Genomic DNA, 12,373 nt, shown 5'->3' with positions numbered 1-12,373 from the left:
TGCCTATGCGTGCCCGGCGGCGTGGAGATGTACGTGGCGCGGCATCGCCAGTTCGTGGTCAAGCGAATGCCGGACAGCGGCAGCGCCCACCATCCGGGCTGCCCCTCCTACGAGCCGGAGGTCCAGCAGTCCGGACTAGGCGAACTGGTCGGTGAAGCGGTGCTGGAGTCGGAACCGGGCCGGGTCGAATTGCGGGTAGATTTCCCCTGGACACGGGTGCTCGGGCGCGGCGTGCCGCGCGGCGAACTCCAGGAGGTGGCGGAGATCGGCGTGCCACGGCGGCAGATGACGTTGCGGGCGTTGATGCATTTCCTGTTCGAACGCGCGGGCTTCAACCGCTGGAGCCCGGCGATGGCGGGCAAACGCAACCAGGGCGTGTTGCGCAAGTACCTGCTGGAGGCCGCCGAGGAGATCGTGGTCAAGGGCGTGCCGCTGGCCGAGCGCCTGTATGTGCCCGAACCTTTCAGCGAGGGCGCTAAGGCCGAGGCCGCACAGCGCCGACGCGAGAAATTGGCCGTGCTGCGCCCCAAGGACGGGCAGACGCCCCTGGCCGTCGTGATCGGCGAGTTCAAGGCGAGCGAGGCGACGAGCCAGGGCCGCCGGGTCTGGATTCGGCACATGCCGGATGCGCCGCTGCTGATCGCCAGCCGGAGTTGGGAGCGGATCGAGCGGGCGTTCGCCCCGCTTTTCGAGGCGCGTGATGCCGACACCAGCCACTCGGTCCGCCTCATCCTGGCGGCACTGATCCGCGCCCGCCGTGAGTACACTTACGAGATCGACGCAGTGAGCCTGATGTTGACCAGCGAGCACTGGATTCCCGTCGAGGGCGTGCATGAACTACCGCTGATCGATGCCTTGGTGGTCCAGCAACGCCGCTTCGTCAAGCCGCTGCGCTACGACGCGCGAAGTGCTGCCGCCTTTCCGAATGCCTTGCTGCTGGATACCGGGCCGGCGCCAATGCCGTTGCACGTGGTAAGCGCTTTCATGGACCCCAAGGAGCGGGCGGCCAAGGAGAAGGCTATCGCCTCGGGGAAACTGGAGGCCTGGGTATGGTGGACAGATCAGCCGATGCCTGCTTTCCCCGCAGGGGCATCGGAGCGCTAACTAACGGGGTATCGCCCAGGCGCTGATTCCGGCTGCTCATGACCACTCGTGCCAGATGGACGTGATTAGCGAATCCGACTCGCCGCGATCGATCAGGCAAACGCTGTGACTGATGTATCGCCGTAACCTACACCCTGAGCAGCCGCTCACCTGACCGGTCTGATCGTCCGCTTTGCAGCGGTTGGTTGCCGTCGCTCCCGCACCGAGCACTGAAGTCCAGGATCGGACGTCTATCTGACGTTCAGGCCATACAGGGTGTTACCTGCCGAGGCAGGGCGTTACTCGTTCATCTTTCATGCGAATCGGTCTCTATCAGGGCCGCTCGATGTCCGGGTACAACAGCGAAGGCTCATATGTTCCATGACGATCGCGTCCAAAGTCGAACTCATAAAGCGTTACCGGCTTCAAGATTTGGACGTGTCGACCGAGGAAGAACGTGAATGCGTTTGGCGCGGCCATGAAGAGATGCACGCGCTCCATGAGGAGTGCGGGATTGGCCTCACGATCGCTCTTGAGGCGATCGGCCAGGCTCTCGGCGAGCTGATTCGCATGTGAGCCGCACTCGACTACGCTTTGCCCACTGGCGACATTGAGCCGGGCGATCAACACGCGACGAAAGCCTGGCAGCTTCTGCGCCACGTACTGACGCACCATGGGCGCGGTATCCCGCGTGATGCTGACCGCGCACGCCGTCCCCTGCCCTTCAGGAGAGACGATTTCCTCCTCGAAGACCCAGGTGGGCCATGAAGGTGAAGGCGGCCGGTCGTTCGGCGACCAGACGACGCGCATCGGCGAGCGCTGAACGATCTCAATGATGCGACCAGACTTCGTATCCAGCACGGCGCCGGCCGCGAACGCGATCGTCGCGTGCGCGTCGATCGCCAACCGCAGATGCCCGTCCTCTGCCGGCAGCTTCAGCAGGAACTCCTTTAGGCGAGGCTGTAGCGATGCCTTCCAGGCATTCGTGTCACGGATGAAACGATCGTCGAACGCCGGCACCATGTTCAAGGTGTCCTCGCACACGAGTTCGAGCCGATCGGACGCATGCTCGAAGGTCTTTACGCCATACATGCGCACCGATTTTTCCGGCGCTGCGAGCAGCCCCTCGTCGCCGCACTTCTCCCGGAATGTCTTGCGATCGAACTCGGTTCTCCGCTGGCCAACCCACTCGAAGATGTTGCCGTCGTAGATCGTGCTGCTCGAATTCGGATCGGGCCGTTTCAACCCCGCGAACCGGCACGCCACGTCAAGGCGATCACGCAGCATGTCGAGCGAATCGCTCGTATGCGCGAGGCTGAGCGCGACGCCCAGGGCACGTAGTTCTGCTTCGTCGATGCCCAGGTGCGACATCCACAACTGCCGCAACTGGAACATTGCGCTGCGCTCGGTCTTGCCCGTGAACATCTCCTCGATGTTCAGGGTGAACGACTTCATGCGCAGCAGGATGTGCAGTGGGTCGTCGACACGGGTGCGATGGTTAGTCACCAGCGAGAGTTTTGACGTCCTTCCCTCCGCCCGGTCGTATTGAAGTGCGCTGTAGGCGCGTTGCAGCATCGAGGTCGTCTGGGCGTTGATGAACGCGGGCAGCGTGAGATCCTCGAAGGTGTAGTAGGCGCCCGTGGCGTGCCACTTGCACTGCATCCGCTCCACGAGGATCGCGTTCCCGAACTGGTTCTTCGGCGCGTGCGCCGGGTCGTACTCCACCCAGACGTCGTCGAAGCCGCGAGGGCCAGCTTCGAACCCCACGCGCGTTACCCTGCCCTCGGGATCAAGCAGGTGTGCCGCGTGCAGCCAGAACATGCGCGCCTGAAACGTGTCCCCATCGCGCCGCGTGACCACTGCCTGCGTCATCGAGTTCTCCCGTCTTCAGCTCAGGGGAAACATCGGACCGAAGAGTTCGCGCCAAGTCCTCAGCGCCTCGCCGTTGCGCCCCTGGCGCACATGGTTGATGGCAATGCCGGCTTGGCGAGCCGCCTCTTCCAGAGCGCGGCGGGCGTTCGCGATGCGGGTTGCGTCCATCGAGGCGCTGATCGGCGGCCCCAGCCCCGCGGGATCGACCCAAGTCTCGCCGATACGCTGAGCGAGGGTGGCGAAAAAGGCCTGCATCTCCCGATCGAACTGGCCGCTCCAGCCACCATACAGGCAGTCGAGCGCCATGACCTCGATCAGGAACGACGGCTTCACGGGTTTCTCGCCGTGCTTCTTGTTGTTGTTCCAGTACTTCGCCATCCGCACGAGTCCCTTCCACTGGCTGCCGTATGCGCGGTGCGCATCAACGGCCTTTTCGGCGTGCTTCTGCGGATTGGTCTTGATCCACTTGCCGGTGTCACCGTCAGGAATCTCGTAGTCGTCGCCGCTGTCGAAGGCCGGCACGACATCAACACTCAAAATCTTGTAGTCGGTCTTGTCCTCTTCCTTTACGTCGACGCCGAAGTCGATGTTGATGGAACGACTCTGGCGGCGCACCGCCTTCTCGCCGTACTTCTCGACGAGCACCTCCTTGTACTTGTCAAGAACGACGCCGGCAGCCTCATCCCGATAGTGTCGCTCGGCCTCCTTCATGACGAAGAAAATGTCGATATCCTTGAGCGGCTTGGTCTTGGTATAGCGGGCGTACGAGCCCGTCAGGAAGTCGCGGTCGATCGCGAACTTCGTGCGCACGAACTCGCGGACCTCCGTGTGCCGTGCGCTCGCGTTCTTCTGCTCGCGATCGTTGAGCTCCAACCGGGACTTGAACTTGCGGAATGCCTCGTCGACGGTCAGCATCAGGCCTTTCTCCAGTAGGTGGTGTTGGCGCTCAGGCCGTTGTGTTCGACGGTAGTGCCGAGGCATTGGCGAACCATGCCGTCGGTCGAGCGCAGGGTGCAACTGCTCCAGCCGCTGACATCAGGTCGCCCTGGCTTGTTGTGCACCGACACTCTGTATTCGGCCTGCGAGGGAAAAAGCCCGGCTTTCTTGATGGCCCACTTCAACTGGTCGGTGTCGGTCCAGAAAGTGCCTGCCGACACGTCCCACGTGTAGACGACCTCGATGTCCCAGCGGAACAGCAGGCCGTCGGTCTTCGAATCGAAAATCTCGAGCGTCACGCTCTCGAGATGTCGGGACTCGATCCACGCGCTGAGACCGCGCAGAAGAACGGCCCAGTCGTTGACCAGCTTGGTCGGATCCAGGCCGCTCAGCCTGATGATGTCCTTCAGGCTCTTCAGGATGTTGTCGGCCACATAGACGACCGACTGCGTGTACGAGAAGACGGCTACGGCACTCATGATTTCAGGAAGGCATCGACGTTGAGGGACAAGCCCTGTGATTGCGCAGCCGCTTTCTCACTTTCGCCCAGCGTGGCAGTCTGGTCGCGGGCGGTGATCCTCCTGCTCTTGGCCTTCAGCGCACGCTGCACCCATTCGAGATCGTCCGCGGGGCATGGCAACGAAACCGACCAATCACCCTTCAGCGGGTCGAAGCCCAGGGCGTCCTCCTTTGCGTCCGACCCGTCAATCGCGTCTTCGTCATAGAGGCAGTAGACCCGGGTTCGCGGCCCATCGCAGGTAACAACGATGGCGGCGTCCTTGGGCGCGCGCTCGGCGATGATCGAGCCAGCTACACCGGCGACGGATTGCAGTTCTGCCTTCGCGGTGCCTTCCTTGCCCTGCGTCAGCAGATCAACGATCAGTGCCCAGGTCTGAGCAGTGTCCCGATGCGGCGAGCTGCGGATCACGCGGCTGGCGACGGTGCTCATTTCGTACCTCCCTTACCGGTCCGGGCTGCCTTCGCGGCCTTGGCTGCATCCAGTAGATCCGTGATCTTCAGCTGCGCCGGAGCAATGGCGACTTCCTTCCGCATGGTGAGCGCCGCAGCGACCGTCTTGCGGATCGCCCGTCCGTCGAGACCGATAACCTCATCCACCACGGCGTTGAACCTTGGGCCGGTTGCCAGATCGGCGATCGACGGATACGTCTGCGCTAGGCCGTTCAAGCACTCGCGCAGGATCTGCTCGCAGGCCTCTGCGCCCGGCATCGGGATCTCGAGTACCAAGTCGCACCGCGACATGAACGCGGTGTCCACCGCTTGGGGAAAGTTGCTCGTGGCGATGAAGAGCAGGTTGTGGTGCGTCTCCGCGAGAGCGTCCAGTTGAACCAGCACTGCATCGGTGGCGCGATGGACGTCGACGGGGTTTGCCTGCAAGCTCAACTTGCTACGATCAGCCGCGAGGGTCTCGACCTCATCCAGCAGGACGATGGTCGGGCCGGTGAGCGCGCTCTCCGCGATCGTCTGCGAGAACAGGTCGGAGACGGCCTTCTGAGTCTTGCCCATCATGGCACTGCCGAGGGCGTGAGGATCGACCTCAAGCAGCCGGAACCTGCTCTTGTCGAACACCGCTGCCGTCTCCGCAGCGAGGCCTTTGGCCAGTGATGTCTTGCCGGTGCCCGGCTGGCCGACCAGGAGGATCGTGCCGTGGAGCGGGAGAACCGTTCGCGTGACCTTGCTCCGGACCGTGAAGTTAACGATGGCCTGCGAGAGTAGTTGGTCCTTGGTCCTCTTCTCGATCACGATCGATGACCACAGCTCGCGCAGACCGCCGTCGGGGAGCGACGTGATGCGATGGATACCTTTAGCGTTTTCGGGAGGCGATGACATGGCTGGCTACAAGTGTTCAATGGCGTAAGTCGGGCGTATTGCCGCTACCCCACTGCCCGTTGCAGAGCACAGCGCGCGCGGCCACATCCTCTTCACATGTCGAGATCGACTGCTTGCACATAGCTTATCACATCATCACGATGATTAGGTAAGAAGCCTAAATAGATCGCAAAATATCCGCTGATCAAGTATCATTCGGCCATGAGCGAATTACCAACCAACCGGCGCGCCCGGCTGCTAGAGCGCCTTCCTCGCGCGCAGCGCGAGAGGCTCTCCCACATCGATTTCAAGCTCTATTTCCTAGGAGAGCTGCGCCGTGCCGACGTCGTCGATCGGTTCGAAACCGGCCCTGCTGGCGCTACCCGCGACATCGCGCTGTACCGGGACATCGCGCCGGAGAACTTGGAGTTCGACGGGGCGACCAAGACCTATCGGCCGAGCGAAACCTTTGTGCCGTTGTTCGAGCACGCGCCGCAACGCGTGCTGACAGCGCTTTCCCAAGGTTTTGGCGAAGGCATCGGCGATCAGTTGCAGCCGATGATTCGGTGCGAGATACCGGCCGCACTTACCCTGCCCAAAATGTCGGTCCTGGCCCCGATAACGCGGGCCATCCACCGCGGCAAGGCTGTTCGGCTGGGCTACACATCGGTGGAAACCGGGCATACCGAGCGGGTGATCGTGCCGCTTGCTTTGGTCGATATCGGCCTGCGCTGGCACGTTCGCGCCTACTGCCGCCTCCGGCAAGAGTTTCGAGACTTCGTCTTCACGCGCATGGACAACCCAGTGGTCATAGAGGACAGCCAGGTGCAGCGGGAGGAGTCACCCGATCAGGACGTCCAGTGGAGTCGCATCATCGAACTCGATCTGGTACCTCATCCATCGCACAAGCGTCCCGAGATCATCGCCATGGACTACCCGATGGTCGATGGTGTGATGAAGGTGAAGGTGCGGGCCGCCAATGCAGGCTACATGCTACGCAGGTGGTCGGTCGACTGCTCTCCCAACCATCGTCTGGAAGGGCTTGAGTACGCGCTTTGGTTGAGGGATCCGTTGGCCCTGTACGGGGCGAGCAACGCCCAACTTGCACCTGGCTACGAAGACCCAAGAGGAAGAGATAAGTCCCGCCCGATCAAGGCGATGTGAGCTGTATCGAGGAGACTTTCCACGGGCTGCGTTCGGCCGCAGGCGACACTCAGCCACCTCTGAGCTGAGCGCCCGCCCTCAGCCTGAAGCAGACATTCGGTTGAGCATCGCCTATGGCCGGTCATGGCCGGCTGTAGCCGCTGGTCATGCTCGTCGATCTTCCGGTTCAAATCGCTGGATCGGTTAATCACTCGCCCAGTGGGGCGACCCCCACTGCTTCCTAGCGATGTCGCATGATCTCAAACCGACGCGCGGCTTCCCGCCGCGCGACGACGTGCTGCTCCGCGCTGATGTCCGGAACGTCGATGCCACCGATTGCGAAGATGTTGCCCGGAATGTCGTCGTCCGCAGGCGACCCGTCTTCGTAAACCGCTTCCATCCTCGTCAGGTCGGTGCCGTACAGTTCTGCCAGGTGGACCCAGGTCCATGCCTCGACGGGGTCCGGTTCGAAGTCCTCGGCCAAGCGGCGCATGGCTTCGACATCGCCCGCGACGGCGGCCTGTTTCAGCAGGGGAAGTACGGTGGCACTGGTTCCCAATTGGTCAGCCAGGTCGAGCAGGCGGGTCGCATCTTCCGGCGCCGCCAAGGATTGGGCGTATCGAAAGTCCGCTTCTTCGCCGGTGAGTTCTGCCCACGCCAGCGCCGCATCCGGTCGCCCGAGCCGGGCCGCAGCGGCCAGATGCTGGCAGTATTGGTCGAACTGCGCGAGGGCGGCGACATAGTTGTCGGCCCATTCCTTCTCGGGGCCATCGAGTCGGCGACCTGCGAGTTGCTGCCGGTACCAGTGGCCGTCCTGCTCTTCCGGGGGTTCGCATTCCAGCAGCAAGGCCAGGGCATAGTGCGCATCGGCATGGTCCTTAGCCGCCAACTGTTCCAGCGCGTTGATCAGCAGGGGCGAGTCGAGATCGAGGTCCGGTGCGTCTTGCCAAGGGGTGGGTTGGTCGGTGCCAACGTCGTCAGGCATCTCTTCGTCGTCGACATCCCACCCGCCTGCATCGCCGGCGACCAGCTTCACCAGATATTTGACATCGACAGCGACCAAGCGGTGGGTCTCGGCCAGCGCGGTGATGGCCTCGACGATGCGTTGGCTCTCCGCGGAGGGATAGCCCAAGGCCAGGCAGCGCTTGGATAACCGGGTCAAGTCGTCGCTGGTCAACTTCCATGCCTGTCGGACCTGACCGATGACGGCCTCGGCCGTGAGCGCCGCATGGGAGTTGAAGCCCAGCAGCGCGGCGAGCAGTTCGTAGAGATGGGTGCGACGGACGGCGATCCCGTGCTGGTCGCGAAGTTGAGTGTGTGCGTCGAAGCACAGTTGCTTGATGCTCATGACAGTTGCTCCTCAAGTTAACCGAGGCGGGTCGGACTCTGCGCACACGTTTAATGCCGACGCACCCGGTGTCGAGGTGTCGCTGAACATCAGGATCGGTAAGGAAGGCCTTCTTTTGCTCGTGTGCAAGCAAGGCGGGCGCCGGTCCCCATTGTATCCATCAAGCATGGTGCGCGTAAACGCCTGCTGTCCGGCGCGGGGTTGAAGCGAGAGGAAGTCGCGAGAGCATGGATCATCGGAATGTCCCGATATTCATGGAGGAGCGCCGTCATGGCCCATCCCAACACACCCCCCGTTATCGCCGTGCAGGGCGGTGGCGCTACGGCTGCGCCGACCCTGCTAGGGCAAGGCCCCGCCCGCATTCCTACCGGCGGCAAAATCCGCGCCGGCATCAAGGTGCTCACCAAGAAGGCCGCTGGCGAGCCCAAGGCCAAGGCGATCTACGAGCAGGGCGTGTCCGCGGGCCAGTCTTTCGAGCAGATCGAGCGCGCCATCACCGAGGCACTGCCCGATCTCAAGACGCCGCTGGTACCGCGCAACGTGCCGTGGTTCACCGTGCGGGCGCAGGACTTCCCCAATCCCGAGATCGCGCGGGCGATTCTGGACGCCTACGGCGAGGACCGGGGAGAAGGCCGGCGCCTGTACCGCTTCCCGGTGGTGTTCCCCTCTGACTACTGGCAGACGGTGATGCCGCACGAACTGGCGGCCTGGGGCACGCACGAGAAGCATTACTGGTCGCAATACTCGGCCGATGGGCGGGTGCGCCACTGCATGTGCCATGCCCCAGTGCCGGTGGACGAGACGGGCCGGCGCACGATCCGCCTCTTCGGCGGGCGCAAGACCATGATCCGCGAGGACAACGGCGGCCTGTGCGACCCAGAGTCCTGCCGGGAGTACCAGCAGCGGCAGTGCAACCTGACCGGACGCTTCCTGTTCTTCATCCCCGGCATCCGCTCGATCAGCGCTTTCGAACTGCACACCAAAAGCTTCTACGCGATGAACGCCGCGATCCAGAAGTTCGAGACCATGGGCTTCCTGCGCGGCGGGCGCATCTCCGGCTTTCTCGACCGGCAACGCACGCCGTTCTACGTCACCAAGAAACTGATGGAGGTGGCTCACATCGACGAGCAGGGCAGGGCGGTCCGCGTACCGCAGTGGATCATCGACCTGGAGGCGCCAGTGGATGTGACCGCCTTGCTGCGCGAGAGCGAAGATACCGAGACGGCCCTGGTGCAGGCGCAACTGGCGACGCAGGTGCTTGAGGGCAGTCTGACCGCAGCGAGCGCCGAACCGCTGCCGCCGGATGCCGCCGACGCGCCTGCGATGACGGCGGCCGATGCTACCGCCGGCGAGAAGCCGCCGCTGCGCGACGGCCGTCCCAGCTTCGAACAACTGATGGCCCGCGTGCAGGCTTACGGGATCGTGCCGGAACGGTACCAGGCCTACGCCGACCGGCGCTGGGGCCGGGGCTGGAAGATCAACCCGAACGGCCGCGCCCGGGCCTGGAATGAACTCGAGCGCTACGGCAACGATCCGCAGGGCTACCTCGACAAAATTGAGAGCGAGATGCAGCTGGCTTCGCGGGGGAGGACGGCATGATCCGCATCGCGCACTTCTCCGACCTGCACTACGGCACCAAGAGCCTGCCGGAAGCCGACCGTTGCTTCGGCGCCGCCATTGACCGGGCCATCGTGTTGGGTGCGGAGGCGGCGGTTATCTCGGGCGACGCCACCGACCATGGCCTCGACATGCACGCCCCGGCCGCCGAACGGCTGGTCGCGCAGGTGCGGCGACTGGCCGACCATTGCCCGGTGCTGATGCTGCAAGGGACGTTCTCCCACGAACCCCCTGGCACCCTGGCAATCTTCCGGCTGCTGGGTGGACGGCATCCGGTGTACGTGGCTGACCGCATCGCTCAGGTCGCGCTCACGGCCCACGGCGAGTGGCTTTCTTCAACGAGTTGGTGCTTTGATGGGGTGCCGGCCGGTGCTCGCGCACTGTTTTCCTGCGTCCCCACGGTGAACAAGGCCGCGGTCGCGGCGGCGGTCGGTGCCGCGGAAGCCGCCCACGCCGTTGGCGAAAATCTCGCCTGCTTGCTGCGCGGCTACGCGCCGACCCATCGCGCGGCCCGCCGGCAGGGTATGCCCACCATTGGCGTTGCCCATGGGACCGTGTTCGGCTGTGTGAGCGAGCACGGCGTGCCGATGGCCGGCTTCGATCATGAGTTCACCACCGGTGCCCTGTTCGGCGCCGAGACGCAGGCCTTCATGCTCGGGCACATCCACCGGCATCAGGCATGGGAGCAGGAAAGCAGGGTAGGGCGGCAATGCATCGCCTATCCCGGCTCGATCGGTCGTTTTCACTACGGTGAGGAAGGGGAAAAAGGGTTCTTGTTGTGGGAGGTCGACGCCGACCAGGCGCGGTTCACCCTGGAGCCGACGCCTGCGCGCCGAACCATCGATATCGTGTTCGAGGGCAAACCCGATCTCGACGCCCTGCGTACAGCCGTCACGCAGCAGGGCATCGCCGGCGCGTTCGTGCGCGTACGCTGGACCGTCGCCGATGAAGACCGCCATCAGGTCGACCGCTCTGCAATCGAGCGGCTACTGGACGGGGCGGCGGAAACCAAGCTGGAGGGACGCATCGTGCCAGTGGTGCGCACGCGGGCGGCGGGGATTTCGCAACTGGCGAATCTGGCGGAAAAGGTGCGGGTTTGGGCGCAGGTGACCGAGGCGCGGGCGGAACCCTTGCTCGAGTGCCTCCAGGCGCTGTCGAGCCAGGAACCGGAGGCCATCGCCGAGCGTATGCTGCGTGGGCAGGAGGTCCCTGATGGCGGGGAATGCATCGACACCGCTGTCACCCTGTCGCCCCCCCGGGCCGATCTTGAGCCCGCGCTGTCATTTTGACCTGGCCGAAGCCGGACCTTTGGGGACGGACTTGCACACCCTTTGTCGTGCGGGAGACTGATCTGGTCATCCCGCTGGAGTACCACCATGCAACCGCTTTCACTCACTCTCAAGGGCTTTCGCGGCATTTGTGATGGCCTGGGACGCGATGTCCTGACTCTCGACTTCGAGCGACTGGCCGATGGCGCCGAGTTGGTCGCCATCGCTGGCGCCAACGGGCGCGGCAAGACCACCGTGATGGACAACATGCACCCGTACCTCACGATGCCCTCACGTGCCGGCGCGGCGGGGCCGGGTGGGTTCTCCTACTATGACCACGTCTGTCTACCCGAAAACGAGAAGGACCTGATCTGGGCTCACGACGGTCGCAGCTACCGCTCGCAGGTAGTCATCCGGGTGAACGGCCGGCGCAGGACCGAAGCCTTCCTGCTCCGGCTCGCGGACGACGGCGCCTGGCAGCCGGTCGTGCTGGACGATGGCACCATGTCGGACGGCAAGGTGGACACCTATACGCGCTGCGTCGAAGCCATCTGCGGCAGCGCCGACACCTTCTTCACCTCGGTGTTCTCGGCCCAGGGTAAGCGCCAATTGAGCGCCTACCGTAATGCCGAGATCAAGACCTTGCTGGCTGACTTGCTCGGACAGGAAGAAATCCGGGTGCTGGGCCTGAAGGCGAGCGAAACGGCCCGCCTGCTCAAGGCCGGCCTGGCGGCGATCTGGCAGGAACAGGTGGGACTGAATGCGGAAGCGCAGCGTATCGAGGCCGAGCAGCGCCGGCTCGACGGCGCACACGCCCGCGTCGCACAGCGCCTTGCGGGTCGCCAAGCGGCCCAGGCCGCGCAGGAGTCGGCCCGAACGCGGCACGCGCAATTGATTGCCGACCGCGAGCAGTCGCGAGGTATGGAGGCGCGCCGGGAGCAACTTCAGGGCGAATGCCATGCCGTGATCCAGGCCGGCACCCAGGCCATCGACGCTTTGAAAGCCCAAGACCAGGGCGAGGTTCGGCGGCTGGAACGGCTGGAACAGCGTATTGCACAGCGCCTCGCCCAGGAGTGCAACCGCCGGCAAGTGTTGCAGAATCAGCGTCGACAATGCCTCACGGTGTTGGCGGGTGTGCAAGCCGTACGGCATGGCGAGTGCCGTCTACCCATGGCCGAGCGGGTATTGTCGCTACGTTCGGCGCAGGTCGGGGCCTGGCGCCAACAGGTCCAACGCCTGACGCAATGCCAAGCGGCGAAGCGTATGGTTCAGCAGAAGT

General features: G+C 63.9%; 10 protein-coding genes and 1 pseudogene. 5 read left to right on the top strand and 6 right to left on the bottom strand.

The features are described 5' to 3' along the window. Positions 1–1,104: DUF1173 family protein (locus tag Q1M07_RS09095; RefSeq protein ID WP_300453202.1), on the top strand; the 1,104-nt coding region annotated here is incomplete at its 5' end. 312 nt (positions 1,105–1,416) lie between these two features. Here Q1M07_RS09095 and Q1M07_RS09090 read toward each other — a convergent pair. From Q1M07_RS09090 to Q1M07_RS09070, 5 genes are read right to left on the bottom strand one after another with little or no spacing between them, the layout of a single operon-like run. Then, complete coding sequence (locus Q1M07_RS09090; RefSeq protein ID WP_300453200.1) at positions 1,417–2,955, bottom strand: SAVED domain-containing protein; 1,539 nt, start codon at positions 2,953–2,955, stop codon at positions 1,417–1,419. Positions 2,956–2,970: 15 nt separating this feature from the next. Then, positions 2,971–3,870 (bottom strand): CBASS oligonucleotide cyclase, encoded by a 900-nt coding sequence (locus Q1M07_RS09085; RefSeq protein ID WP_300453198.1) that lies wholly within the window; start codon positions 3,868–3,870, stop codon positions 2,971–2,973. Beyond that, on the bottom strand, positions 3,870–4,370 hold the full coding sequence (locus tag Q1M07_RS09080) for an HORMA domain containing protein (RefSeq protein ID WP_300453196.1): 501 nt from the start codon (positions 4,368–4,370) through the stop codon (positions 3,870–3,872). The genes Q1M07_RS09085 and Q1M07_RS09080 overlap by 1 nt, the downstream gene beginning before the upstream one ends. Then, entirely contained in the window at positions 4,367–4,840 is a 474-nt protein-coding gene (locus Q1M07_RS09075; protein ID WP_300453194.1) for a hypothetical protein, read from the bottom strand. Before Q1M07_RS09075 ends, Q1M07_RS09080 begins: the two co-directional genes overlap by 4 nt. Beyond that, positions 4,837–5,739, bottom strand: coding sequence for an AAA family ATPase (locus Q1M07_RS09070; RefSeq protein WP_300453192.1), 903 nt, complete (start codon positions 5,737–5,739; stop codon positions 4,837–4,839). Before Q1M07_RS09070 ends, Q1M07_RS09075 begins: the two co-directional genes overlap by 4 nt. 201 nt (positions 5,740–5,940) lie before the next feature. Between Q1M07_RS09070 and Q1M07_RS09065 the strand changes: the two genes are divergently transcribed. Continuing rightward, a complete protein-coding gene (locus Q1M07_RS09065) occupies positions 5,941–6,882 on the top strand; it encodes a YafY family protein (protein ID WP_300453190.1) in 942 nt (313 codons plus the stop codon). Positions 6,883–7,102: 220 nt separating this feature from the next. On the opposite strand, the gene Q1M07_RS09060 is transcribed toward Q1M07_RS09065, so the two are convergent. Continuing rightward, positions 7,103–8,209 (bottom strand): hypothetical protein, encoded by a 1,107-nt coding sequence (locus Q1M07_RS09060; RefSeq protein ID WP_300453188.1) that lies wholly within the window; start codon positions 8,207–8,209, stop codon positions 7,103–7,105. Positions 8,210–8,479: 270 nt separating this feature from the next. Between Q1M07_RS09060 and Q1M07_RS09055 the strand changes: the two genes are divergently transcribed. From Q1M07_RS09055 to Q1M07_RS09045, 3 genes and pseudogenes are all read left to right on the top strand, one after another. Further along, a complete protein-coding gene (locus Q1M07_RS09055) occupies positions 8,480–9,808 on the top strand; it encodes a hypothetical protein (protein WP_300453186.1) in 1,329 nt (442 codons plus the stop codon). Beyond that, positions 9,805–11,115, top strand: a complete 1,311-nt coding sequence (locus Q1M07_RS09050; RefSeq protein WP_300453184.1) for a metallophosphatase family protein — start codon at positions 9,805–9,807, stop codon at positions 11,113–11,115. Before Q1M07_RS09055 ends, Q1M07_RS09050 begins: the two co-directional genes overlap by 4 nt. A gap of 87 nt (positions 11,116–11,202) precedes the next feature. Beyond that, positions 11,203–12,373 (top strand): annotated as a pseudogene (locus tag Q1M07_RS09045) (AAA family ATPase); the annotation flags it as partial.

It is taken from the genome of Accumulibacter sp. (assembly GCF_029255285.1).
In the GTDB taxonomy this organism is placed as follows: domain Bacteria; phylum Pseudomonadota; class Gammaproteobacteria; order Burkholderiales; family Rhodocyclaceae; genus Accumulibacter.
The sequence above is the reverse complement of the archived record's forward strand: the minus strand, read 5'-3'. Positions and strand labels throughout refer to the sequence as shown.